Raw genomic sequence first — 24,797 nt, 5'->3', positions numbered from 1 at the left:
AAACTAAATTTAAAATGGCGAGAGTCGAAGTAAAACAATTATTAGAAGCAGGTGTACATTTTGGTCACCTAACAAGAAAGTGGAATCCGAACATGGCTCCTTACATCTACATGGAGCGTAATGGTATTCACGTAATCAACCTTTACAAAACAGTTGCAAAATTAGACGAGACCAATGAGGCTCTTAGCAAAATTGCAGCATCAGGTAGAAAAATACTTTTCGTAGCTACCAAAAAACAAGCAAAAGATATCGTTGCTGAAAAAGCAGCAAACGTAAACATGCCTTACATCACAGAAAGATGGCCAGGTGGTATGCTGACAAACTTCGTTACTATTCGTAAAGCTGTTAAGAAAATGGCTTCTATCGATCGTATGAAGAAAGACGGTACTTTTCTTACGCTTTCGAAAAAAGAAAGATTGCAAGTTGACCGTTTACGTGCAAAATTAGAAAAAAACTTAGGTTCTATTTCTGAAATGACACGTTTACCAGGTGCATTATTCATCGTTGATACCATGAGAGAGCACATTGCAGTAAAAGAAGCTCAAAAATTAAACATTCCTATTTTCGCAATGGTTGATACCAACTGTGACCCTAGAGATGTAGATTACCTTATACCTTCTAATGATGATGCTTCTAAGTCAATTGACATCATTATGACAGAAGTTACAAATGCAGTTGCTGAAGGTCTTGCTGAACGTAAGGCTGAAAAAGGTGATGCATCTGAAGGTAAATCTGAGAAAAAAGATAAAGCTCCAAAGAAAAAGGTTACTGCTGAAAAGCCAGAACCAACTCCAGCAAAAGTTGATACTAAACCAGCACCAATGGTTGATAATGTACCAAACGTTGAAGTAAATGTTGAGGCTACAAAAGAAGCAGTTGCCAAAGATGCAAAAGCTGATGACTTAACTAAAGTTGAGGGTATCGGACCTAAAGCTGCTGAAGCATTAGTTGCTGCAGGTATTACAACTTTCGCAGATCTTTCTAAAGGAGAAGCTGAAAAAATCAAAGAAATCTTAACAGAAGCAAGTTCTAGAATGGCTCATTTAGATCCTACCTCTTGGCCAAAGCAAGCTAAAATGGCTGCGGATGGTAAATGGGACGAACTTAAAGAGTGGCAAGACAACACCAAAGGTGGTGTAGAATAAGTTACTCTATTTTTTGATATAAATAAATCTAAGAACAACCCGGTAAAATGGGTACATTAAAAGTAAATAAAATGGCAAAGATTACAGCTGCAGAAGTTAACAGATTAAGAAAGACTACTGGTGCAGGAATGATGGATTGCAAAAAAGCCTTAGTTGAAGCTGATGGCGATTTTGAAACTGCAATCGAAATTCTTCGTAAAAAAGGTCAAAAAGTTGCAGCAAAAAGAGCCGACAGAGATTCTTCTGAAGGTGCTGCTATCGCTAAAGTCAATGATGACAACACTAGTGGTGTTATTATTTCTTTGAACTGTGAGACCGATTTCGTAGCTAAAAACGATACGTTCGTAACATTAGCAACAGAATTAGCAGATTTAGCAATTAACTTTGATTCTAAAGAAGCATTCTTAGCTGCTGATTACAAAGGAATGACCGTTCAAGAAAAACTTATCGAACAAACAGGTGTTATCGGTGAGAAAATTGAAATAGGCGGTTATGAAACATTAAGTGCTCCTTTCGTAGGTTCTTACATTCATGCAGGAAACAAAATAGCTGTTTTAACAGGTCTTTCAGCTGCCGTAGCCGGTGCTGAAGAAGTTGCTAAAGATGTTTCTATGCAAGCCGCGGCAATGAACCCAGTTGCATTAAATGAAGATGGTGTTGATCAATCTGTTATTGATAAAGAAATTGAAATTGCAAAGGATCAACTTCGTCAAGAAGGTAAGCCAGAAGCAATGCTTGATAATATCTCAAAAGGTAAGTTAAAGCGTTTCTTTAAAGACAATACTTTGGTAAACCAAGATTTCATTAAAGACAACAAACAAAGTGTTGCTCAGTATGTAAAATCTATTGATTCTAATTTAGAAGTAACAGGCTTCAAAAGAGTTGCATTAGGTTAATTACAATACAACTAACTCAATAAAAAACCGCCTTACTGCAAAGTAGGCGGTTTTTTCATTTAAAATACTTTAGTAAATACCTAATTCTTCAACCATGCATTTCGCAACTGTACCGTTTTCTCAGATACACCTTCTAAGGCTACTATCTTTTTAACCTTCTTTACCGGTTGACCAACAGGTCCCTCAACAGATATCATTTCACTAGCTCTTTCAATAGTCATACTAACAACTGTTTCCGGGGTCCAACTAAAACTCTCCCCTATTATAGGGCGCAGTGTTTCTAAGTTGATTTCTTGCTTATTTATAGTTCTAAAAATATCGCCTCCTTTTAATTTTAAATTATCGAAGAAAGAATTCAATTCAATATTCTCACGAATAAATACCACACTATCATTTTGAACATCCACATCCATATAGGGCACCTGACCATCAAAAAAGTAGCCCGTAGGCTCTTGAACATCTTTAGTAGCTAAACCAACCTTAGCAAAAAACACATCATAATCAATAGGCGTAGCACCAATAACATGTTCTTTAAAAAATACATCCACTTCTGGATACGTCATAGAAACAATTTCTGCAAACAAAGCTTCATCTTCAAAAGGTATATCGGTACCGTATTTTTTAGATAATTCTTTCATTAACCAAAGCATCCCTTTTTCACCATTACTATTTTTCCTTAAAATAATATCAAGACACATATTTATTAAAGCACCCTTCTCGTATACATTTGCATAATTAGGCTCATAAGGCTGTTCTAATATATTCTTACTCATTTCGGTAAAGGACATATTATCATCGTAAAATTTCGAGTTAACTATTTTAGTCAGCATACGCTCATAAAATTCTTCTTCAGAAATAAGACCCTGCTGAATCTGAAATAAATTAGCGAAGTATTCCGTAGTTCCTTCATACATCCATAAATGTTCTGACATTTTTGGATCATTAAAATCGAAATATTGAATCTCTTTAGAATGAACCGATAACGGCGTAACGATATGAAAAAACTCATGAGAAACTACATCTACCATAGCTTGCTCTAGTCGACCAATGTCCATAGCTTCCGGCAAAACCACTACCGTAGAAGTATGATGTTCCAAAGCTCCAAAACCACGAGCATCTGGTATATTAATATCAGACATATATAATAAAATATTATATTCTTTAGTACTATCAACATCACCCAAAAATTTCTTTTGAGCACCCATCATAGCTACCATTTTATCTTTTAAATCAGATGCTTTATACACGTTATTTGGAGAATACAGACTAAGTGTTACGGTAATACCATTAATTTCAAAAGTTTCTATATTCAGTTTTGCATACATGATCGGATTATCGATTACTTCAAAATAGCGCTTAGCAGTAAAAGCATCCCAAATTGGGTCTGGCTTTCTATCAACCTCACCAGAAAGTGTGGTAGTAGCTAATAAATCAGCAGGCTTTTTAATTTGTATAGCATATGGAACTTCTTTAAATCCATCAAAATAACCGACAAATCCATGAAGGTTAAGCATGAAATTACTTCCCTCTGCAATGTTTGTTCCCGCTGGTGAGAATACCGCATCTTCAACATCATTCTCGGTATCGTAGGTATCATTAACCCAATATTGTACTTTATCTAATTGAACCGCACCAGAAATACTCCAAGAGTTATCATCGAGTTTTATGCTTTGTAATAAATTACCTTTATAATCAAGAGCCTCAAAATCTTCAATATACTGTCCGTAATTATCTGAACTATAAGTTCCCGGCACTGTTTTAGGTATTCTAAATATTACGGTAGAAGTAGTGAATGCCCCAGGGTTTATACCAACCTGAACTTTATCGTCTATAATATTGAGCAAATCTATAGAAGTCACAATTGGACTATTCTCTACGGACAAAAGCGCCTTACCCGCACCACAGGCATTTAAGATCAAGGCTAAAGCAATAACTAAAACATTTTTCTTCATAAAAAACTTCATAAGTAAATATTTAAAAATCAATGATATCAAAGATAGATAATATGTTACGACCCTATCTTAGCGAATTAAGAATTGCTTCAATTAAATATTGAACGTACCCATCAAAAATTTTCATTATTTTTGATGGCAAATAAAAAATAAAGATGCACTACAAAAGAATTCTTCTAAAACTAAGCGGTGAAGCCCTTATGGGTGAAAAGCAATACGGTATAGACTCTGATCGTCTAAACGAATATGCAGAAGAAATTAAAGAAGTAGTTGAAAAAGGTATAGAGGTAGCAATTGTTATCGGTGGAGGAAATATCTTTCGTGGTTTAGCAGGTGCTGCAACTGGCATGGACAGAGTACAAGGTGACCACATGGGTATGTTGGCAACAGTTATAAACGGTTTGGCATTACAAAGCGCATTAGAAATGAACGGTGTACAAACAAGATTACAATCTGCTATAAAAATCAACGAAGTTGCCGAGCCTTTCATTAGAAGAAGAGCCATGAGGCATTTGGAAAAAGGAAGAGTTGTTATCTTTGGTGGAGGAACTGGCAATCCATATTTTACGACAGATTCTGCAGCCGTATTACGCGCTATTGAAATAGAAGCAGATGTAATACTTAAAGGTACACGTGTAGATGGTATTTACACTGCTGACCCAGAAAAAGATAAAAGTGCTACGAAATTTGACAATATTTCTTTTTCAGAAGTACTTACAAAAGGACTGAAGGTTATGGACACCACAGCTTTTACCCTAAGTCAAGAAAATGAACTACCTATCGTAGTTTTTGATATGAACAAAAAAGGAAACTTACTAAAAATTGTTAACGGCCAAACTATTGGTACAACCGTTAACCTTTAATTATTGGTACAGTTTATGTCATTGCGATAGTAATATACTTATTATATGAACGAAGAAGTAGAATTTGTTTTAGACGCTACAAAAGAAGGCATGAATGCCGCTATAGCTCACTTAGAACGCGCATTTTTAAAGATTAGAGCCGGTAAAGCCAGCCCTGCCATGTTATCATCTGTAATGGTTGATTATTATGGATCACAAACTCCGTTATCTCAGGTAGCCAATGTGAACACACCAGACGGCAGAACAATTTCTGTTCAACCTTGGGAAAAAAACATGCTTCAAGAAATTGAAAAGGCGATAATGAACGCCAACCTTGGTTTTAACCCTATGAACAATGGCGATATGATCATTATCAATGTACCACCATTGACCGAAGAGCGAAGAATACAGCTTACAAAACAAGCTAAAGCAGAGGCGGAACATGCAAAAGTCGGTGTACGTAGTGCAAGACAAGATGCAAATAAAGAAATTAAGGATTTAGATATTTCTGAAGACCTTCAAAAAAATGCCACTGCCGACGTACAAGATTTAACTGATGTTTTCACAAAGAAAATTGAAGACTTCTTAGATAAAAAAGAGGCAGAAATCATGAAAGTATAATCAAGAAATTTATAATTATCCCTTAAAGCTACCTTAATCAGGTAGCTTTATTTTTTTGTATAAAATTTAAACTTTTCAATTTAGGAACAGATGTAGCTAATAGTTACCTTTGCGACCTGCAAAAACAGTTATGGTAGCTAAACTTACGAAAGGATTTTGGCCTAAAACGGCAAACATAATTCTACGAAATAGAATCCTAATTTTACTCTTGATTGCCGGTTTCACGATTTTCATGGGATGGCAATGGCAATACATGCGTTTTTCAAGCTCGCAGACCAACCTATTACCAGATGACCACCCGGTAAATATTCAATATCAAGATTTTCTTAGCAAATTTGGAGAAGAAGGTAATGCCGTAGTTTTTGCAATACGTGATAGTGCTTTATTTACACCTGACAATTTTAACCGTTGGAATAAATTAAGCAAACAACTAGCTGCTTTCCCAGAAGTTGAATTCGTGATTTCAACCGATAACTTAAAGGAGTTAATAAAAGATAACGAGAAGCAAGAGTTTGTAATGCACCCTTTAATAAATGGCGAACTAAAGTCTAAAAAGGAAATAGACAGTATTACGAATCATTTATTCAATGACCTCCCCTTCTACGACAACCTTCTATATAATAAAGAAAGTAAAACAATAAGAACTATTGTTAATCTAGATAAGGACATTGTCAATACCTCGGTTAGAAAAGACTTTATTTTACAAGATCTTAATACACTGGTTAAAAAATTTGAAGAAGAGACCAATTTAGATGTTCACATATCTGGTATGCCTTATGTGAGGACAATGAATTCTCAAAATATTATTGATGAAATCGGTAAATTCATTTTGGCTGCTCTTGGTGTTACCTCATTAATCTTCTTCTTTTTCTTTAGAAGTATTAGAGCAACATTCATCTCAATGTGTGTGGTGATTATTGGCGTAATGTGGGCATTTGGCTTGCTTGGCTTGCTACAATATGAAATCACGGTTCTTACTGCACTTATACCGCCATTAATCATTGTTATTGGTATACCTAACTGTATTTTCTTAATAAATAAGTATCAACAAGAAGTCAAGAAACACGGTAATCAGGCACTTTCATTGCAACGTGTAATTTCAAAGATTGGAAATGCGACGTTGATGACGAATATTACAACAGCTTCTGGTTTTGCTACCTTCATTATAACAGACAGTACATTATTAAAGGAATTTGGTATTGTAGCTTCAATTAACATCATAGGAATATTTATACTATCATTATTAATCATCCCTATTGTTTATAGTTTTATGCCGCTACCAAAAACAAAGCATTTAAAACATTTAAATAAAAAATGGATCGATGCCTTTGTACATTGGATGGAACGTATTGTAAGACACAGAAGAATTACAGTTTATATTGTTTCTATTTCTTTACTTGTAATAAGTATTATCGGTATTTATCAAATTAGAATATCTGGAAGCCCCATAGAAGATATGCCTAAGAATGCCGAATTTTTTCATGACATTCGCTTTTTTGAAAAAGAATTTAAAGGTATAATGCCTGTTGAAATCGTTGTAGATACAAAAGCTCCAAAAGGTGTTTTAAAATCTTCAACGCTTAAGCGCATGAATCAATTTGGGGAAGTTATAGAAGAAATACCAGAGCTTTCAACTCCTGTATCTGTAGTGAATTTAGTAAAGTATTCTAAACAGGCTTTTTATAATGGTATTCCTAAATATTACCAATTGCCCACCAGTCAAGAAAACACCTTCATTATGGATGTAGCCCGTAAATCTGGTGATAACGGAGATTTACTAAAATCTTTTGTTGACAGCACAGGACAAACGGCTCGAATAACCACCTTCATGCGAGATGTCAACACCAGCCGAATGGAAGAAATTGAGCAACGCTTGTTAGAGAATATCACAAAAATATTCCCCGCAGAACGGTATAATGTTTACATGACCGGTAGTGCATTGTTATTCTTAAAAGGAACAAAGTATCTAGTCAAGAATCTGATAATGTCTCTTGCTTTGGCGATTGGACTAATTGCACTTTTCATGGCATATTTGTTTAGGTCGTTCAGAATGATTGTTATTTCATTGATACCTAATTTATTGCCATTAGTCATAACTGCAGGTATAATGGGCTTTGTAGGTGTTCCTATTAAACCATCTACCATATTAGTTTTTAGTATTGCATTTGGTATTTCGGTCGATGACACGATACACTTTCTCGCAAAGTATAGGCAAGAACTCACAGCTAATAATTGGCGAATAGAAAAATCGGTTTATAACGCACTAAGAGAAACTGGGGTTAGTATGTTCTATACCTCTATTGTTCTGTTCTTCGGCTTCTCTGTCTTTGTTATATCTAATTTCGGTGGTACGGTAGCACTAGGTTCACTGGTTTCTGCAACACTATTACTTGCGATGTTGGCCAATTTAATTCTATTGCCTTCTTTACTATTATCATTAGAAAAAAGTATAGCAAACAAGCAAACACTTAAAAAGCCACAAATAGATATTTTACCACAAGATGAAAAATAACCAATAAAATTATTTAAGCCTTGTATATATCGCTTTTTAATCCCTCTATTTTTTAACAAAATCCTATCTTTGGGACTTTAATTTTCAATTCAATATCATGCGTTTAGCAACAATAAAAGAACTACTAGCAAGTAAAAACTTACTACAAGAAATAACTATTAAAGGTTGGGTACGAACCTTTAGAAGCAATAGATTTATTGCATTGAACGATGGATCCACTTTAGGCACTATTCAATGTGTTGTTGATTTTGAAAATTTTGACGAAGAATTATTAAAGAAAGTAAATACTGGTGCTGCATTAAAAATTACGGGTACACTTGTAGAAAGTCAAGGTCGCGGTCAATCTGTAGAGATTCAAGTAAGCGCTTTAGAAGTACTAGGTGTAGCTGACCCAGAAGAATACCCTATTCAACCAAAAAAGCACTCTTTGGAGTTTTTGAGAGAAAAGGCACACTTAAGAATTAGAACTAACACTTTTGCTGCAATTATGCGTGTTCGGTCTACCTTATCTTTTGCTATTCATAACTATTTTAGGGAAAACGGATTCAACTATTTTCACGCTCCCATTATTACTGGGTCAGATGCCGAAGGTGCTGGTGAAATGTTTCGTGTTACGACATTAGATGAAAAAAATCCTCCATTGACAGAAGATGGTGATGTAAACTATAAAGAAGACTTCTTCGGAAAAGAGACCAACTTAACCGTATCTGGTCAATTGGAAGCTGAGGCATATGCCATGGCATTAGGAAAAGTTTATACATTCGGACCTACATTTAGAGCCGAAAACTCAAATACATCAAGACATTTAGCTGAATTCTGGATGATCGAACCAGAAATGGCATTCTTCGATTTAGATGCTAATATGGACCTTGCAGAAGACTTTATTAAAAATGTTATTTCTTATACCTTGACGCATTGTCAAGAAGATTTAGAATTTTTAGAGAAGAGATTAATAGACGAGGAAAAAAGCAAACCGCAGGCACAACGAAGCGATATGCCGTTAATTGAAAAATTAAAGTTTGTAGCAGATAACAACTTTAAAAGAGTTAGTTATACCGAAGCTATAGATATCCTTAAAAACTGTAAGCCTAATAAAAAGAAACAATTCACATATCCTATTGAAGAATGGGGTACAGACTTACAAAGCGAACATGAGCGCTACTTAGTAGAAAAGCATTTTAAATGTCCGGTAATATTATTTGATTACCCTGCAAAAATTAAGGCTTTCTACATGCGATTGAATGAAGATGGAAAAACCGTTAGAGCTATGGATATTTTATTCCCTGGTATTGGTGAAATCGTCGGTGGTTCGCAAAGAGAAGAGCGATTGGATGTCTTGAAAGAGAAAATCAAAGAATTGGGTATCGACGAGAAAGAGTTATGGTGGTACCTAGATTTAAGAAAATTCGGAACTGCAGAACATAGTGGTTTTGGTCTTGGTTTTGAACGATTAGTTCTTTTCGCAACTGGTATGGGTAATATTAGAGATGTAATTCCGTTTCCAAGAACGCCACAGAATGCCGAATTCTAAGCGGATTTAGTTACTTTTACAAGTACTAGAATAAAGTAATGCTGAAACAACATCTATCATTTAAATTATCTCAAAAGTTATCTCCACAGCAAATTCAATTGATGAAGCTGATTCAATTGCCTACGCAGGCATTTGAGCAACGTCTAAAGCAAGAATTAGAGGAGAATCCGGCTTTAGAAACAGGTAAAGAAGATTTAGAAAATACGAATGATGAGTATGATGATGTTTATGATGATACATCAGATAATGAAACCATTAATACTGAAGACATCAATATCGATGATTACTTAAGTGATGATGAAATTCCCGATTATCGCACGAAAGCTAATAATTATAGCTCAGACGACGAAGAAAAAAGTGTTCCTTACGCTGCCGGTATTTCATTTAATCAGCATTTGATAAATCAACTAAATACCGTTTATCTAACAGATGATGAGTGGAATATTGCCGAGTTTCTAGTAGGTAGTGTTGATGAAAGCGGTTACATACGAAGACCCATCGCTGATATTATGGACGATTTGGCCTTCACCCAAAACATATACACTGATGAAGAAACCATTACAAAAATTCTATCTATAGTTCAAGAGTTAGACCCACCAGGAGTTGGTGCTAGATCTTTAGAAGAGTGCTTAACAATACAACTAGAGCGTAAAGAAATCACCCCAAGTGTTGAACTTGCTACCGAGATTCTCAAGAAGTCTTTTGAACACTTTACCAAGAAACACTATCAAAAATTAATACAGAAGCATAACATTACAGAAGCTGAATTAAAGGCTGCTATTGGAGAAATTGAAAAATTGAATCCGAAACCTGGCGGTTCGTATTCTGGTAATAATAGAATTGTGGAACATGTAGTACCCGATTTTGCCATTAGAATTACCGAAGGCGAATTGGAGCTGACACTAAATGGCAGAAATGCACCAGAGCTACATGTATCTAGAGAGTATAGCAATATGCTTAAAGGCTACAAAGAAGCGAAAGAAAAGTCTAAGTCTCAAAAAGACACGGTCATGTTCATTAAGCAAAAGTTAGACGCCGCTAAATGGTTTATAGATGCCATTAGACAGCGCCAACAAACTTTGTTCATTACCATGAACTCAATTATGCAATATCAAAAAGAATACTTTCTAACAGGAGATGAGCGCAATTTGAGACCTATGATTCTAAAAGATATTGCAGATGAAATAGGAATGGATGTTTCAACGGTTTCTAGGGTTGCCAACAGTAAATATGTAGATACGCCTTATGGTACCAAATTGATAAAAGAATATTTCTCTGAATCGATGAAAAATGAGCAAGGAGAAGATGTTTCAACAAGGGAAATAAAGAAAATTCTCGAGACAGTTATCCAAAATGAGACTAAAAAGAAGCCATTAACCGATGACAAACTTGCTGCCATTTTAAAGGAAAAAGGTTATCCTATTGCGAGAAGAACAGTTGCAAAATATAGAGAGCAGTTAAGTATACCTGTTGCACGTATGAGAAAAGAAATCTAATGAAGGTTTTTTCTAATCTTATCTCCTACGTATTTCACCCGCTATTTATTCCTATTGGTGGTACTGTTGCTTATTTTTTAATTACTCCCAAATACACCCCATTAGAAATTCAAAGTGCGAGTGTTTTACCCATTTTTATATTAACCGTTATAATCCCAATAATAACCTTCTTGATATTGAAGAATTTGGGTTTGGCACATTCCATTTCACTGGACACAATTCAAGAGAGAAAATATCCACTTTACATTCAAGCATCAATACTCCTTTTAATCCTTTATAAGGTCATTCCAAATAATTACGTAAGTGAGCTCTATTTTTATTTTACAGGGCTATTAGGCGCAACCGTAGCCTGTATATTATTACTGTTATTCAATTTTAAAACTAGTCTACATACTGTTGGGGTAAGTGGTTTATTAATGTATCTCATTAATTTAAGTATCCATTTTGAAATTAACCTAATAATTGCAATAAGTCTACTTATCGTATGTACTGGGAGTATAATAACCGCTAGGCTATACTTAAAAGCACATACTGCAATTGAAGTTATAATCGGTCTTTTTATAGGTCTATTATCTCAATTATTAACCGTAAGATTCTGGTTATAAAATATAGAAGATAAGACCTATACGTAACGGTCTGTAGTGCAACACCTCACCATTTACCGATGCTTTATCGTCAAAAAGCTCAGTTAATGCATAATATGCATGAAGATTAAAAGTATTGTACCCAAAACTTAAGGTAAGTCCGTATTGAAATTTAGTTAAATCCGTATTCTTAAAGCCTTCGCTGATATCACCTAGGTCATATTTTGATCTAGCTCCTAAAACATAAGCAGCCTTTATACCACCGTAAACACGCCAAAACTTATATTCTTCTACAGTAGAATTACGCCATCTAAACTCTAAAGGAAACTCTACCAGGTGTGTCTCAAGCTTACTTCGAGTAATATCATCATTTATGCTATAAGAAATAACATCTTCAAAAATATCGGCAACGAGGTTTGAATAATAACTATTTAAAGCTAGACCTGCACCAATGCCTATAGCCTTAGTTCCTTTCCTATTTAAAGGAATATCTTTAATAATACCTGCTTGTAGACCATAAGACAGGTTACGTTGATTAGAACCCTCAGGATGATTCAATATAAAGTTATAAGAGAGACCTACATAAAACTGATCTTCAAAATATCGTGTATCTTCAATACTATCTGATACTACCTGAGCATTAGATTGGAGAACTCCTAATAAAAATAAAATGGCAAAACGCATGAAGTAAAGTTAATGAAATAAAAAACGCTTCAAATAAATTTGAAGCGTTTTGAAAATGTAATATTCTACTTAACTAACTATTGTAGATTATTGAAAGCATCACCTTCATAGGTAGTATAATTTACCTTTAAAGCGTTTACCTTTCTTAACTCTTGTTTAATATCGGATATCAATCCCATACTAGCGTTCTTATCAACCTTAAGTGCCGTGGTCAATACATTTTGAATTTCTTGAGGCTTTTTAGCTCTTTCCATTAAAATATAATCACCAACTTCAGAAGGACTAGCGAACTTATCGTTCAATTGAATTTTTGGTTCAGTACCAAAAGTTTTCTCATATTCTCTAGTTGGTTTACCAACATAAATATAGATAACACGATCTTTCTTCTCCAATTTCTTTACTTCACTAGCATTCGGAAGTACGTTTTCAACTTTCAAGGAACTATCCTTCATAACGGTTACCGTCATAAAGAAAAACAAAAGCATAAATACAATGTCAGGAAGGGAAGCTGTTGATACCGCTGGTACCTCTCCATCTTTTTTCTTTGCAAATTTTGACATAGTGTTACTTTTAATTTATTAATTATTCGCTTGAAGTTTCAGCTTCAGATAATTTCTGTGGAAACAAACCTTGTATTCTAGTAACCTTTTCTTTCAATTCTTCTTTAACAGAATCTTCAGTTTCAGGATTCAAATACTCAGCTTCCATATCAACATAATCTTTACCAAATAAACGTTTAGCCTCTCTATTTCTAAGATCGTTGTATGCACCTACCAATTCGTTTTGAACTGTTATGTAAGTACTATACTTTGTTTCACGATCATTCTTCAAAGAGATAATTGCTTTCGTCGGGTTATCCGAAGATTCAGCATTACGCTTTCCTTTACAGTAGCTACAATAATCAGGACTTCCTGATGGTGCTCCACCATTATCTAAAAACGCCATTGCTTTTTCACGCAATTTATCTATCGAAAGAATCTCATCTTCCACCAACAATTGACCATTTCGGTTAATATTAACCGTAAAAATGTTCTTTTGCTTAATAATTGGTGGTGCTTCGGTAGGTGGCTCCATTGGTGGTAACATACGATCCAATCCTGCATCAGTTTCAATAGTAGTCGTTACTAAGAAAAAGATAAGTAAAAGGAAAGCTATGTCCGCCATTGAACCCGCACTAACCTCTGGTGCTCCTGCTCTTCTAGCCATAGTTTTATAATTTTATTATTTACTGAACATATTTTTAACAGCTGGTATAATCAAAGACAATACAGCGATTATAGTAAGGATAAAAAACACATTCAAACCCATTCCTATATTCTTAACTGTACTCTCATCTGTCATAGCTGCGAATTCTGGATCAACATCCGTTCCACTTGCTAAAACATAAGAAACTCCAACCACTAATAAAAAACCACCTACTACGAACAACGTCTTTTTAAGACCCTGTGGGTTTGCAAATAAGTTTTTAAGAGTAAACACTAAACTTACTACAACAGCTATTCCTAATAAAATATATGTAATAATAAACATTGTGTTCAACGCTCCACTTGAAGCAGCCTCAGCTGCCGGCATATCTGAACTTGGCAATAAATACCATAGTATAGCACTTAATACACCTATAGCAATTAATGCTATTTTAATAATTTTTTGCATAATTTTTAGGTATTAAAAGTGATACTTATTTTTTGTGATCTACCAACATATCGATTAAAGTAATCGAAGAGTCTTCCATATCATTAACGATGCTATCAATTTTAGCGATAATGTAGTTATAGAAAATTTGAAGGATAATAGCCGTAATAAGACCGAATACAGTTGTTAATAATGCAACCTGAATATCACCTGCAATAAGAGATGCACTTAAGTTACCAACAGCTGCAATCTTTTGGAAGGCTGCAATCATACCGATTACCGTACCCATGAAACCAAGCATTGGAGCAATAGCGATAAATAAAGACAACCAAGAAACGTTTTTCTCCAATTGACCCATTTGTACACCACCGTAAGCAACAACCGCTTTTTCAGCAGACTCGATACTTTCACCAGCTCTATCTAAACCTTGATAGTATATAGAAGCAACAGGACCCTTTGTATTTCTACAAACTTCTTTTGCAGCCTCAACACCACCAGATGCCAATGCGTCTTCAACTTGTTGTTTCAACTTGGCAGAATTTGTACTAGCCATGTTCAAATAAATAATTCTTTCAATAGCAACTGCCAAACCAAGGATCAAACATAAAAGTACGATACCCATAAAACCGGCACCACCAGTAATAAACATCTCTTTTAATAGTTGAGTAAATCCTCTTTCCGCTTCAGGAGCTCCTTCTTGAACTAGCAAAGCTACTGCTGCTACTTTTGCACTTACAATATTTGTACCTGCTACAAATGCCCCAGCGACTGCTAGGCTTGGGAATAATTTTTTCATTTTTCTGAACTTAAATTAGTTAGTTAATAGGGTTAAAGATAAAAAAAAAACAATATAAAAAAAGTAAAACTTACTTGCAGAGAGGAAGGGATTCGAACCCTCGATACCCTTTTGGGGTATACACACTTTCCAGGCGTGCGCCTTCGACCACTCGGCCACCTCTCTAAGATACCTTTTTTAAGGGTGGGCAAATAACAAAAAAAATATTGGTTTAAGAAATTAAACCACTGTTAAATTTATAGCATCTCTCCTCTTAAAGATGTCTCAAAAACCGTTTTGAACAGCTCATGAGAGACACCACTACCGAGTAAGTACATTGCCTTTGTAATAGCAGCCTCAGTTGTAATATCCTTACCATTAATTACTTGCATTTTTTTCAGCCTAGAGCTCGTTTCATAGTGACCCATCATTACGGCGCCGCCAGAACACTGAGTAACATTAATAATATGTATCCCTTTATTTATTGCATTATTTAATTTCTCTAAAAACCATTCTTCCATAGGTGCGTTTCCGGATCCATAGGTCTCCAAAACCAACGCTTTTAAATTTTCAGCTTGCAAAATTGCATCGATTACATTTTTGTTAATTCCTGGAAAAATTTTTAAAATAGCCACATTATCATCCATATTTCTATGAGATTTTAACGTTAATTTCCTTTTTTGAGGCAATAAATATTCGTGGAAAACGGTCAAATGCACTCCCGATTCTATTAAATGAGGATAATTTAACGATGCAAAAGCTTGAAATTGCTCTGCATTTATCTTCGTAGTTCTATTACCACGGTATAATTTATATTCAAAATAGAGACCGACTTCCTGTATAACAGGTTTACCTTTTTTATATAATGCAGCAATTTGTATGGCCGTTATTAAATTTTCTTTGGCATCGGTTCTTAAATCACCAATAGGCAACTGCGACCCAGTCAATATCACTGGTTTAGTAAGATTTTCAAGTAAAAAACTTAACGCAGACGCTGTATAACTCATAGTATCACTACCATGTAATACCACAAAACCATCATAGCTTTTATATTTCTCTGCGATAATATCAGATATCGCCACCCAATGAGTAGGATTCATATTGGATGAATCTATAGGGTGTTCAAAAGAAAAACTAGATATAGTACAATCTAATTGATTTAGCTCTGGAATATTTTTCAACAATTGTGAAAAATCAAAAGCTTTAAGAGCTCCCGAGGTATAATCTTTCATCATACCAATGGTACCACCTGTGTATATTAATAAAATATTTCTTTTATCTACGCTCAAAACCCTGACTTTAAATTAATTATTAAATTCCGAAAACCTCTTTAGAGTTCTTTGTAGTTTCTAAAGCTATTTGTTCATTTGGAACACTATGAATATCTGCTAATTTCTCAAGCACATTAACAATATAAGCACTTTCATTTCTTTTACCTCTATAAGGTGTAGGTGCCAAATAGGGCGAATCGGTTTCTAGCACAATATGTTGGAGATCAATTTCATTTAAAAAAGTATCGATTTTTCCATTTTTAAAAGTCACAACACCGCCAATACCCAACTTCATATTATATGATATCGCTTTTTCTGCCTGCTCTTTTGTACCTGTAAAGCAATGAAAAATTCCTCTTAAGTCATCTCCTTTCTCCTCTTCTAATATTTCAAAAACCTCATCAAAAGCGTCACGACAATGAATAACAATAGGCAATTTATGCTTCTTCGCTATTTGTATTTGCTTTCTAAAAGCAATTTGCTGTTCTTTTAGGTACTTCTTTTCCCAATACAGGTCAATTCCAATCTCCCCAATGGCATAATAGGTATGCTTATCCAACATTTCTTCAACATGCGCTAGCTCTTCTTCAAAATTTTCTTTCACATGTGTGGGATGCAATCCGGTCATCAAGAACATATGGCCGGGAAATTCTTTTTCTAAGGCTAACATACTTCCTGTATATGTAGAATCTATAGCTGGAATAAAAAAACGTTCTATCCCTAAATCAATTGCTTTCTGTATCGCCTCTTTTCGGTCACCATCAAAAGCTTCGCTATATAAATGTGTATGCGTATCGGTTATTATCATGCCGCAAAAATAGACTTATCTTTGAAAAAAATGAATTATGAGTACCCTCAAAAAATTTTTGAAGGATAAAGATTATGTGCGCTTACCCCTAGTCTTAACTGCTACCGACCATTTTGAAATAAATGCAGAGATAAATTCAGTACCTGGCCGATTTATTTTGGACACCGGAGCCTCTAATACCTGTATTGGCATTGACCGCATTGATTACTTTAAACTAATTTCTGAAGAATCTATAATTAAAGCTGCTGGTGCTGGTGCTACCAATATGGAGACCCTGATCTCTAAAAAGAACACCATTACATTAAATTCTTGGAAATATAAAAAATTAGAGATTGTACTTTTCGACTTAAAACATGTTAATGAAGCTTTAACTGCACACCATGCAGAACCGGTAGACGGAATTATAGGAGCTGATATTCTTAAAAAATCAAAAGCAATTATAGATTACAACAAAAAGTGTATCTATTTAAAAAAGAAAAAGCGTTGAGATTACCCAACGCTTTTTACATATATCAAATTTTAGAAACTTTACATTTCTAAAGCTTTCTTTACATTATTATCCATCAACAACTCTTCAGGATTTTCTAAAGCTTCTTTTATAGCTACTAAGAAACCAACAGATTCTTTACCATCGATAATTCGGTGATCATAAGAAACCGCAACATACATTATAGGTGCAATCGCAATAGCTCCATCACGAGCAATTGGTCTCTCTACTATATTATGCATACCTAAAATAGCACTCTGTGGCGGATTGATAATTGGTGTAGATAACATAGATCCAAATACACCACCATTGGTAATCGTAAATGTACCACCTGTCATTTCATCAACAGTAATTTCACCTTCACGCGCTCTAATTGCCAATCTTTTAACCTCAGCTTCAACACCTCTAAATGTTAAGTTTTCAGCATTACGAATAACAGGCACCATTAATCCTTTTGGTCCTGAAACTGCTATACTTATATCACAGAAATCATAAGAAACCATTTCTTTACCGTCAATCATAGAATTAACAGCAGGATACATTTCCAAAGCTCTAACTACAGCTTTTGTGAAAAAGGACATAAATCCTAATCCCACACCATGCTTACTTTTAAAATCTTCTTTATACTTACTTCTAAGTTCAAAAATAGCACTCATATCCACTTCGTTGAAAGTGGTCAGCATAGCTGTTTCATTCTTTGCAGAAACCAATCTCTCGGCAACTTTTCTTCTTAACATGGAAAGTTTAGAACGAGTCTCACCACGGTTACCACCCGTAGGTGTACCCATTGAAGGCACTGCATTTACAGCATCTTCTTTGGTAATTCTTCCATCACGACCAGAACCGGAAACAGATGTACTATCCACTCCTTTTTCGTCTAGTATTTTCTTTGCAGCCGGTGAAGGTACACCCGAAGCATAAGTTTCCTTAGCCTTAGCTGGCTGAGGAGCTTTTTCGGTCTTTGGCGCTTCTTTTTTCTCTTCCTTCGGTTCATTAGATGCATCTGCTGCACCTTCTGGTTTCGCTGCACTTGTGTCTATTAAACAAACGACAGCACCAACGGCCACAGCATCACCTTCTTCTGCTTTCAATGTAATTGTACCACTTACTTCTGCAGGTAATTCCAAAGTAGCCTTATCTGAATCTACTTCTGCAATTGCCTGATCTTTTTCTACATAATCCCCATCTTCAACTAACCATTCCGCTATCTCTACCTCTGTGATAGACTCTCCCGGCGAAGGGACTTTCATTTCTAGAATCATTCTTTCTATAATTTGATATGTTATATTATTTTTTAGGTTTGGACATATTGTCCTTTGTCTTGTCAAAGACGTAATCTATAACTTGTTGGTGACGTGCTTTTGAACGTACAGAACTACCTGCTGCAGGTGCCGCATAAAAACGTCTAGACACTACTCTAAAATTTCGAGCCTCATCAAAATGCGTTAATAAATGGCTCCACGCACCCATATTTCTAGGTTCTTCTTGAGCCCACACTACGTCATCGGCATTTTTATACTTTGCTATAGCAGCTTTCATTTGTTTTTCCGGTATAGGGAACAACTGTTCTACCCTTACCAAAGCAACATCCCCTCTATTGTTCTCTTCTTTAACAGCTAGCAAATCATAATAGAACTTACCTGTACAGAATACTAAACTTTTTACTTTTTTAGCATCTGCAGTTTCATCATCAATTACTTCTTGGAAAGCACCACCGGTTAAGTCAGCAATTTTAGATACCGCCCTTGGATGCCTCAACAAACTCTTAGGAGTAAATATGATCAATGGCTTTCTAAAATTAGACTTCATTTGTCTACGAAGAATATGGAACATTTGTGCTGGAGTAGTCACATCTGCTATATACATATTATCCTTAGCACACAATTGTAAGTAACGCTCCATTCTAGCAGAAGAGTGCTCAGCACCTTGCCCCTCATAACCGTGAGGCAATAACATTACCAAACCGTTTTGAAGCTTCCACTTATCTTCTGCCGCAGAAATATATTGGTCGATCATAATTTGAGCCCCATTACTGAAATCTCCAAATTGTGCTTCCCAAATAGTTAATGTATTAGGGCTAGCCATGGCGTAACCATAGTCAAAACCTACCACACCATATTCTGACAATAGTGAATTGTATATTTGAAATTTAGCCTGCTTTTCAGAAAGGTGATTTAATAAAATAACCTCTTCTTCACTTTCTTCTACTTTCATTACCGCATGACGGTGAGAAAAAGTACCACGTTCTACATCTTGCCCAGACATACGAACAGCATAACCTTCTTCTAATAAAGAACCATATGCTAATAGTTCTCCCATTGCCCAGTCTAAGTTATCGGCCTCAAAATACATTCTGTATCTATCCTTAACCAATTTCTCAACTTTACGTAAAAACTTCTTTCCTTCTGGTAAAGCAGTAATTACTTTGGCAATTTTATTCAATTTAGTTATAGTGAATTTAGTATTCACCGCATCCATCATTTCCCACTCACGTACATTTTCAAAGCCTTTCCATTCATCTGCCATGAACGGTGTAATAACAGTTTTATCTTCTTTACGCGAATCTTCTAACTTTTCTTCTAGAGAATCTTTATACTGCTTTTCTAACTGCTTTACGTAAGTGTCATCAATAACACCTTCTTGAATCAGTCTTTCTGCATAGATATCTCTTGGATTTTTATGCTTGGATATTGCTTTATATAATTTAGGTTGTGTAAATCTTGGCTCATCACCTTCATTATGCCCATATTTTCTATATCCTAACAAATCTATAAAAACGTCACCCTTAAAACGCATTCTATATTCTAACGCAAAAAGAGATGCGTGTACTACCGCCTCTGCATCATCTGCATTAACATGTAATACCGGACTCAATGTTACCTTAGCAACATCGGTACAATAGGTAGATGTTCTTGCATCTAAATAGTTTGTTGTAAAACCAATTTGGTTATTTACTACTATATGTATCGTACCACCGGTCTTATAACCATCAAGACCAGCCATTTGAACTACTTCATAAACCAAACCTTGACCAGCTATTGCAGCATCACCATGAACTACAATAGGTAAAACCTTAGAAATATCATCTTGATAATCAGCATCTTGTTTTGCTCTAGCAATACCTTCAACAACTGCACCTACCGTCTCTAAGTGAGATGGGTTAGGAGCAATACTCATCTTAATTTTATTTCCGTTATCAGATTTTCTATCAGATGTCCAACCTAAGTGATACTTAACGTCTCCATCAAAAATCTCTTGTTCATAATCTTTACCGTCAAACTCACTAAAGATATCTTTAGCAGATTTGCCAAATATATTGGTAAGTACATTTAATCTGCCACGGTGTGCCATACCCATAACAAATTGCTTCACTCCCATTTCAGCGGCGCGTTCTACAATTACATCTAAGGCAGGGATCAACGATTCATTTCCCTCTAAAGAAAATCTTTTTTGCCCTACATACTTAGTATGCAAAAAAGTTTCGAAAGAAATAGCATGATTAAGCTTCTTAAGAATATGTTTTTTTCTGTCAGGCTCAAAATTAGGATGATTGTCATTTACATTTATCCAATCTTGAATCCACTTAACGCGCTCTGGCTTTCGTATATACATATACTCTACACCAATAGCATCACAATAGATACTTTGTAAATGTCTAACAATCTCTTTTAAAGAATTTGGACCTATACCAATTACGTCACCTGCATTAAAAATAGTATCGAGATCAGACGACGCTAATCCGAAATTTTCAATATCTAAAGTTGGTTCGTAATGTCTTCGCTCACGTACGGGATTTGTTTTAGTAAACAGATGGCCTCTGCTTCTGTAACCATCTATTAATCGAATTACCTGAAACTCTTTTTGAAGAGATTCTGGCATTTCACTAGAATGGCCATTTACCACAACTGTAGTGCGATTTTCATCGATTTCCAGCTCGTCTAAAGAGCTTTCCATTCCAAAATCGAATCCTTGAAAAAAGGCTCTCCAACTTGGCTCTACACTATCTGGATTTACTAAGTACTTATCGTATAACTCTGAAAAAAAAGAGGTATGAACGGTATTTAAAAAGGAATATTTATCCATGAATTACTTTCTGTATCTTTAGAATAAACTTCTAACAAAAATACAACATTTACAATATCTAACGATATATTGCTATGTATTATTGAAAAAAATGAAACTTTAAAACAAAATCATCAAATGAACTTTAAAATAATATTTTTCATAGGGCTAGCAACAATAAATATCACTTGTACACTTGCTCAATCTTCAAATAGCAATGCTGATTTCTGGAATAACGTAAGATTTGGCGGAAGTATTGGATTAGGATTCACAAATAATGGATTTAATGGATCTATTGCACCCAGTGCTGTTTATCAATTTAACGAACAATTTGCCTCTGGCGCAAGTTTAAGCTTCAATTATGCAAAGTACGATGAAGATAAATTATTGGCTTATGGTGGTAGTGTTCTCTCATTATACAACCCCATACCACAAATACAGCTTTCTGGAGAATTTGAACAATTACGCATAAATAGAATTATAGCCACATCAACCATAGATATAGAAGATAATTATTGGTTACCTGCATTTTTTATAGGTGCCGGTTACAGCACAAGAAATGTAACGATCGGTCTTCGGTACGATTTACTCTATGATGATAACAAAAGTATTTATGGCAATGCGCTAATGCCGTTTGTTCGTGTTTATTTCTAAAATTGATTACCTTTCAATATACCAAACCAACCACAATGAGCAAACTTAAAAATCGATATCTTTCGCTAGATGTCTTTAGAGGGATGGATGTAGCCCTCATGATTATTGTTAACTCCCCCGGAAACGGAGATACTAGTTTTGGAATTCTGAAACATGCTGTCTGGAACGGATTTACACTTACCGATTTAGTCTTCCCTACCTTTTTATTTGTGGTTGGTAATGCCATGAGCTTTAGTATGAAAAAATACGAAACTGAAGCTAGCAGTGCATTTTTAAAAAAAGTTTTTAAGCGTTTTTCTATCATTTTTTTATTAGGTTTTTTAATGTATTGGTTTCCTTTTTTTGAAGATGGCAGCTTAAAACCGATTGCCGAAACCAGAATTTTCGGGGTATTACAGCGAATTGCATTGTGTTACCTATTTGCGTCAATTCTAATTCATTTTTTTAAAACAAAATCTGTTTTAATCTTTAGCGCTTTGGCTTTGATAGGCTATCATATAATATTATTGGTATTTGGCGATTTCTCTTTAACCGGTAATGCGGTATTAAAATTTGATAAATTTCTTATTGGCGCAGATCATATGTACCATGGTAATGGTGGCGTAGCTTTTGATCCGGAAGGATTATTAAGTACATTGCCCGCTATCGTAAATGTCATTGCAGGATACTTTACAGGTAAATTCATTCAAAAGAGTGGTCAAAATTTTGAAACGATAGCCAAACTTATTATGGTTGCTGGTCTGTTAGTTGTTGCTGGATTTGCGTGGGATTTAATATTCCCATTCAACAAAAAACTATGGTCTAGCTCTTTTGTATTGTTAACTAGCGGAATTGACATTTTTGTTATAGCTATTTTAATCTATTTACTAGATATGTCTAAACCCGGTAAATGGACTTATTTCTTTGAAGTATTTGGCAAAAATACGCTATTCATCTATCTATTATCAGAACTGTTCATTATTAGCTTGGCAGAGATATCTATGAAAGGAACAAACGCTTATAATTGGATAGCAGACAATATTTTCATTGCTACAGCTGGGAATTATTTCGGCTCACTGATATTTGCCTTATGGATTATGTTCACCTGCTGGCTTGTTGGTTATATTATGGATAAAAAAGGAGTATACATAAAAGTATAAAGTAGCATTATTGATATCGATTACGATACCACACCTTTTTATACTCCCGCTTTAAAACCAATAATGTAATCTGATCTGCCACATCAACAGTATCGGTGATTTCAATATTCTGAAATGCACTTTCTGGAATGTCTATGATATACATTAAGTTTAGATATTCAGCAAAATGCTCCATCATTAAGTAATATACCTTCTCACGAATAAGCGCAATAAACTCAGAATAACCTAATGTTTTAGGTATTTGCAGAGGAATATTGGCAAGAAGAAAATCCTTCTCAACCTGATACTTCAATTTATCAAAAAGCGAATCCTCAATGGCAACTTGCATTAATTGCTCACTATTATCAACATTTAGCTTCATGTCACTCCTATATTCTTTACTCCATCAAACAGAATGCAATCTAAAAGTTTATTGCTTATATACAACGCCCTCTTTCATAACAAATATTACTTCTGTCAATGTTTCTACATTTTCTAAGGGATTTTCATTTACAGCAACAATATCGGCTATATACCCCTCTTTTATTTGACCTAATTCATTCTCGCCTAAAAGCATTGCATTAGTTATCGTTGCAGAACGCAATGCCTCTATAATAGGCATACCTGCTTTGTGCATATACACAAACTCTTTTGCATTATCTCCATGAGGTGATACCCCAGAATCAGTACCAAAAGCAATACTCACCCCTTTTTTATAAGCCTTTGCAAATGTTGCATTTAATTTAGGTCCGATCTCCAAAGCTTTCTTAGCTACAACAGGCGGCAGGTAGTTAGGTATTTTAGCTAGTCTAGCCGCTTCCTGACCTGCAGATATTGTAGGCACCATAAACGTTTTATGCTTAATCATTAAGTCCATCGTTTCTTCAGACATTAAGGTACCATGTTCAATAGTTTTTATTCCTCCTAAAATTGCTCTTTGCATACCTTCATCACCATGTGCATGAGCCGCAGTAAGCATACCATAATCCTTAGCCGTTTCTGTAATAGCTTTTATTTCTTCGATAGTAAACTGAGGATTCTGACCACTTTTCGCCACACTTAAAACACCACCAGTAGCAGTTATCTTAATAACATCTGCACCTTCTTTATAACGTTGACGAACCGCCTTTTTACCATCTTCAGGAGAATTAACAACACCTTCTTTCGGCCCTGGATCACCCATTAACTCATTACTTCTACCATTAGTTGGATCTGCATGACCACCAGTAGTAGCAAGTGCTTTACCAGCTGTAAAAATTCGCGGACCAACTACTGTACCTTTATTTATTGCTTTCTTCAAGGCAATATTTACTCCCGAGCCACCTAAATCACGTACGGTTGTAAAGCCCGCCATTAAAGTTCTTTTTGCATATACCGTAGATTCAAATGCTACATCGGCTTCATTCCTGGTAAAAGCCTCTAAATATCTTGACGGACTAGATTCACTTTCAATATGAACATGCATATCTATAAAACCTGGCAAAATGGTCTTAGACTTTAAATCTACCACCTGATCTTGATCACCTCCCGTTACATAACCATTTTTAATTTCTGTAATCTGATTACCTGAAATAACAATCGTTTTCTCAGACATAATTTTACCCGATTCAACATCCACAATTTTACCGCATTGAAGGTATGTATTTTGAGCTGTGGCTACTGTAAAAGAAAGAAGTACAAGAAGAAATAATGATTTTTTCATAAGAGGTGGTCTTTAAATTAAATAA

23 protein-coding genes and 1 tRNA gene are annotated in these 24,797 nt (G+C 35.1%); 11 read left to right on the top strand and 13 right to left on the bottom strand.

Annotated elements, in window-relative coordinates:
* Positions 1 to 14: 14 nt before the first annotated feature.
* On the top strand, positions 15 to 1,145 hold the full coding sequence (gene rpsB / locus DFQ03_RS04235) for a 30S ribosomal protein S2 (protein WP_133671752.1): 1,131 nt from the start codon (positions 15 to 17) through the stop codon (positions 1,143 to 1,145).
* Between the two features lie 71 nt (positions 1,146 to 1,216).
* On the top strand, positions 1,217 to 2,041 hold the full coding sequence (gene tsf, locus DFQ03_RS04230) for a translation elongation factor Ts (protein ID WP_133671751.1): 825 nt from the start codon (positions 1,217 to 1,219) through the stop codon (positions 2,039 to 2,041).
* Between the two features lie 80 nt (positions 2,042 to 2,121).
* Here tsf and DFQ03_RS04225 read toward each other — a convergent pair whose 3' ends face one another.
* Complete coding sequence (locus tag DFQ03_RS04225) at positions 2,122 to 3,993, bottom strand: M61 family metallopeptidase (protein WP_133671976.1); 1,872 nt, start codon at positions 3,991 to 3,993, stop codon at positions 2,122 to 2,124.
* A gap of 155 nt (positions 3,994 to 4,148) precedes the next feature.
* Here DFQ03_RS04225 and pyrH point away from each other — a divergent pair, with 155 nt between their 5' ends.
* From pyrH to DFQ03_RS04195, 6 genes are all read left to right on the top strand, one after another.
* A complete protein-coding gene (gene pyrH, locus DFQ03_RS04220; protein ID WP_133671750.1) occupies positions 4,149 to 4,856 on the top strand; it encodes a UMP kinase in 708 nt (235 codons plus the stop codon).
* A gap of 45 nt (positions 4,857 to 4,901) precedes the next feature.
* The gene (gene frr, locus DFQ03_RS04215; protein ID WP_133671749.1) at positions 4,902 to 5,456 is read left to right on the top strand and encodes a ribosome recycling factor; all 555 of its coding nucleotides are present in this window, start codon (positions 4,902 to 4,904) and stop codon (positions 5,454 to 5,456) included.
* Positions 5,457 to 5,586: 130 nt separating this feature from the next.
* Positions 5,587 to 7,968, top strand: coding sequence for an efflux RND transporter permease subunit (locus DFQ03_RS04210; protein ID WP_133671748.1), 2,382 nt, complete (start codon positions 5,587 to 5,589; stop codon positions 7,966 to 7,968).
* A 97-nt stretch (positions 7,969 to 8,065) separates the two neighbouring features.
* Positions 8,066 to 9,499 carry an asparagine--tRNA ligase gene (gene asnS, locus DFQ03_RS04205; protein ID WP_133671747.1) on the top strand — a complete coding sequence of 478 codons (1,434 nt, stop codon included), beginning with the start codon at positions 8,066 to 8,068 and terminating at the stop codon, positions 9,497 to 9,499.
* Between the two features lie 38 nt (positions 9,500 to 9,537).
* Positions 9,538 to 10,995, top strand: a complete 1,458-nt coding sequence (gene rpoN / locus DFQ03_RS04200; protein WP_133671746.1) for an RNA polymerase factor sigma-54 — start codon at positions 9,538 to 9,540, stop codon at positions 10,993 to 10,995.
* Entirely contained in the window at positions 10,995 to 11,600 is a 606-nt protein-coding gene (locus DFQ03_RS04195; protein WP_133671745.1) for a hypothetical protein, read from the top strand. Before rpoN ends, DFQ03_RS04195 begins: the two co-directional genes overlap by 1 nt.
* On the opposite strand, the gene DFQ03_RS04190 is transcribed toward DFQ03_RS04195, so the two are convergent.
* From DFQ03_RS04190 to DFQ03_RS04155, 8 genes are all read right to left on the bottom strand, one after another.
* Positions 11,595 to 12,263: a porin family protein gene (locus DFQ03_RS04190; protein ID WP_133671744.1), complete on the bottom strand. Its 669-nt coding sequence runs from the start codon at positions 12,261 to 12,263 to the stop codon at positions 11,595 to 11,597. The two genes, DFQ03_RS04195 and DFQ03_RS04190, sit on opposite strands and share 6 nt — an antisense overlap.
* Positions 12,264 to 12,340: 77 nt before the next feature.
* Positions 12,341 to 12,823, bottom strand: a complete 483-nt coding sequence (locus DFQ03_RS04185; RefSeq protein ID WP_027065004.1) for an ExbD/TolR family protein — start codon at positions 12,821 to 12,823, stop codon at positions 12,341 to 12,343.
* 22 nt (positions 12,824 to 12,845) lie between these two features.
* Positions 12,846 to 13,469 carry an ExbD/TolR family protein gene (locus DFQ03_RS04180; protein WP_133671743.1) on the bottom strand — a complete coding sequence of 208 codons (624 nt, stop codon included), beginning with the start codon at positions 13,467 to 13,469 and terminating at the stop codon, positions 12,846 to 12,848.
* A gap of 15 nt (positions 13,470 to 13,484) precedes the next feature.
* A complete protein-coding gene (locus tag DFQ03_RS04175) occupies positions 13,485 to 13,916 on the bottom strand; it encodes a hypothetical protein (RefSeq protein WP_133671742.1) in 432 nt (143 codons plus the stop codon).
* 25 nt (positions 13,917 to 13,941) lie between these two features.
* The gene (locus DFQ03_RS04170; RefSeq protein ID WP_027065007.1) at positions 13,942 to 14,691 is read right to left on the bottom strand and encodes a MotA/TolQ/ExbB proton channel family protein; all 750 of its coding nucleotides are present in this window, start codon (positions 14,689 to 14,691) and stop codon (positions 13,942 to 13,944) included.
* A 77-nt stretch (positions 14,692 to 14,768) separates the two neighbouring features.
* A tRNA-Ser gene (locus DFQ03_RS04165) sits at positions 14,769 to 14,856 on the bottom strand.
* Positions 14,857 to 14,927: 71 nt separating this feature from the next.
* Positions 14,928 to 15,959, bottom strand: coding sequence for an asparaginase (locus DFQ03_RS04160; protein WP_133671741.1), 1,032 nt, complete (start codon positions 15,957 to 15,959; stop codon positions 14,928 to 14,930).
* A gap of 22 nt (positions 15,960 to 15,981) precedes the next feature.
* Positions 15,982 to 16,749 (bottom strand): TatD family hydrolase, encoded by a 768-nt coding sequence (locus tag DFQ03_RS04155; RefSeq protein ID WP_133671740.1) that lies wholly within the window; start codon positions 16,747 to 16,749, stop codon positions 15,982 to 15,984.
* Positions 16,750 to 16,786: 37 nt separating this feature from the next.
* Here DFQ03_RS04155 and DFQ03_RS04150 point away from each other — a divergent pair, with 37 nt between their 5' ends.
* On the top strand, positions 16,787 to 17,236 hold the full coding sequence (locus DFQ03_RS04150; protein ID WP_133671739.1) for a retropepsin-like aspartic protease: 450 nt from the start codon (positions 16,787 to 16,789) through the stop codon (positions 17,234 to 17,236).
* A gap of 41 nt (positions 17,237 to 17,277) precedes the next feature.
* Here DFQ03_RS04150 and odhB read toward each other — a convergent pair whose 3' ends face one another.
* Positions 17,278 to 18,498 carry a 2-oxoglutarate dehydrogenase complex dihydrolipoyllysine-residue succinyltransferase gene (odhB, locus tag DFQ03_RS04145; protein WP_133671738.1) on the bottom strand — a complete coding sequence of 407 codons (1,221 nt, stop codon included), beginning with the start codon at positions 18,496 to 18,498 and terminating at the stop codon, positions 17,278 to 17,280.
* Between the two features lie 25 nt (positions 18,499 to 18,523).
* Entirely contained in the window at positions 18,524 to 21,319 is a 2,796-nt protein-coding gene (locus DFQ03_RS04140) for a 2-oxoglutarate dehydrogenase E1 component (RefSeq protein ID WP_133671737.1), read from the bottom strand.
* Between the two features lie 117 nt (positions 21,320 to 21,436).
* Here DFQ03_RS04140 and DFQ03_RS04135 point away from each other — a divergent pair, with 117 nt between their 5' ends.
* A complete protein-coding gene (locus DFQ03_RS04135) occupies positions 21,437 to 21,952 on the top strand; it encodes an alpha-ketoglutarate decarboxylase (RefSeq protein ID WP_243834415.1) in 516 nt (171 codons plus the stop codon).
* Positions 21,953 to 21,987: 35 nt separating this feature from the next.
* On the top strand, positions 21,988 to 23,091 hold the full coding sequence (locus tag DFQ03_RS04130; protein ID WP_133671736.1) for an acyltransferase family protein: 1,104 nt from the start codon (positions 21,988 to 21,990) through the stop codon (positions 23,089 to 23,091).
* A 7-nt stretch (positions 23,092 to 23,098) separates the two neighbouring features.
* Here DFQ03_RS04130 and DFQ03_RS04125 read toward each other — a convergent pair whose 3' ends face one another.
* Positions 23,099 to 23,452, bottom strand: coding sequence for a hypothetical protein (locus DFQ03_RS04125; protein ID WP_133671735.1), 354 nt, complete (start codon positions 23,450 to 23,452; stop codon positions 23,099 to 23,101).
* A 48-nt stretch (positions 23,453 to 23,500) separates the two neighbouring features.
* The gene (locus DFQ03_RS04120; protein ID WP_133671734.1) at positions 23,501 to 24,772 is read right to left on the bottom strand and encodes a metal-dependent hydrolase family protein; all 1,272 of its coding nucleotides are present in this window, start codon (positions 24,770 to 24,772) and stop codon (positions 23,501 to 23,503) included.
* Between the last annotated feature and the right edge of the window lie 25 nt (positions 24,773 to 24,797).

Source organism: Maribacter caenipelagi (genome assembly GCF_004364175.1).
Taxonomy (GTDB): domain Bacteria; phylum Bacteroidota; class Bacteroidia; order Flavobacteriales; family Flavobacteriaceae; genus Maribacter; species Maribacter caenipelagi.
Note: the sequence above shows the minus strand (reverse complement) of the source record. Positions and strands in the feature narration are given on the sequence as shown.

Bases quoted from the DNA above. Each gene is read 5' to 3' on its own strand.
- rpsB (WP_133671752.1), top strand. From the start codon at position 15: ATGGCGAGAGTCGAAGTAAAACAATTATTAGAAGCAGGTGTACATTTT.
- tsf (WP_133671751.1), top strand. From the start codon at position 1,217: ATGGCAAAGATTACAGCTGCAGAAGTTAACAGATTAAGAAAGACTACT.
- DFQ03_RS04225 (WP_133671976.1), bottom strand. From the start codon at position 3,993: ATGAAGAAAAATGTTTTAGTTATTGCTTTAGCCTTGATCTTAAATGCC.
- pyrH (WP_133671750.1), top strand. From the start codon at position 4,149: ATGCACTACAAAAGAATTCTTCTAAAACTAAGCGGTGAAGCCCTTATG.
- frr (WP_133671749.1), top strand. From the start codon at position 4,902: ATGAACGAAGAAGTAGAATTTGTTTTAGACGCTACAAAAGAAGGCATG.
- DFQ03_RS04210 (WP_133671748.1), top strand. From the start codon at position 5,587: ATGGTAGCTAAACTTACGAAAGGATTTTGGCCTAAAACGGCAAACATA.
- asnS (WP_133671747.1), top strand. From the start codon at position 8,066: ATGCGTTTAGCAACAATAAAAGAACTACTAGCAAGTAAAAACTTACTA.
- rpoN (WP_133671746.1), top strand. From the start codon at position 9,538: ATGCTGAAACAACATCTATCATTTAAATTATCTCAAAAGTTATCTCCA.
- DFQ03_RS04195 (WP_133671745.1), top strand. From the start codon at position 10,995: ATGAAGGTTTTTTCTAATCTTATCTCCTACGTATTTCACCCGCTATTT.
- DFQ03_RS04190 (WP_133671744.1), bottom strand. From the start codon at position 12,263: ATGCGTTTTGCCATTTTATTTTTATTAGGAGTTCTCCAATCTAATGCT.
- DFQ03_RS04185 (WP_027065004.1), bottom strand. From the start codon at position 12,823: ATGTCAAAATTTGCAAAGAAAAAAGATGGAGAGGTACCAGCGGTATCA.
- DFQ03_RS04180 (WP_133671743.1), bottom strand. From the start codon at position 13,469: ATGGCTAGAAGAGCAGGAGCACCAGAGGTTAGTGCGGGTTCAATGGCG.
- DFQ03_RS04175 (WP_133671742.1), bottom strand. From the start codon at position 13,916: ATGCAAAAAATTATTAAAATAGCATTAATTGCTATAGGTGTATTAAGT.
- DFQ03_RS04170 (WP_027065007.1), bottom strand. From the start codon at position 14,691: ATGAAAAAATTATTCCCAAGCCTAGCAGTCGCTGGGGCATTTGTAGCA.
- DFQ03_RS04155 (WP_133671740.1), bottom strand. From the start codon at position 16,749: ATGATAATAACCGATACGCATACACATTTATATAGCGAAGCTTTTGAT.
- DFQ03_RS04150 (WP_133671739.1), top strand. From the start codon at position 16,787: ATGAGTACCCTCAAAAAATTTTTGAAGGATAAAGATTATGTGCGCTTA.
- odhB (WP_133671738.1), bottom strand. From the start codon at position 18,498: ATGATTCTAGAAATGAAAGTCCCTTCGCCGGGAGAGTCTATCACAGAG.
- DFQ03_RS04140 (WP_133671737.1), bottom strand. From the start codon at position 21,319: ATGGATAAATATTCCTTTTTAAATACCGTTCATACCTCTTTTTTTTCA.
- DFQ03_RS04135 (WP_243834415.1), top strand. From the start codon at position 21,437: ATGAACTTTAAAATAATATTTTTCATAGGGCTAGCAACAATAAATATC.
- DFQ03_RS04130 (WP_133671736.1), top strand. From the start codon at position 21,988: ATGAGCAAACTTAAAAATCGATATCTTTCGCTAGATGTCTTTAGAGGG.
- DFQ03_RS04125 (WP_133671735.1), bottom strand. From the start codon at position 23,452: ATGAAGCTAAATGTTGATAATAGTGAGCAATTAATGCAAGTTGCCATT.
- DFQ03_RS04120 (WP_133671734.1), bottom strand. From the start codon at position 24,772: ATGAAAAAATCATTATTTCTTCTTGTACTTCTTTCTTTTACAGTAGCC.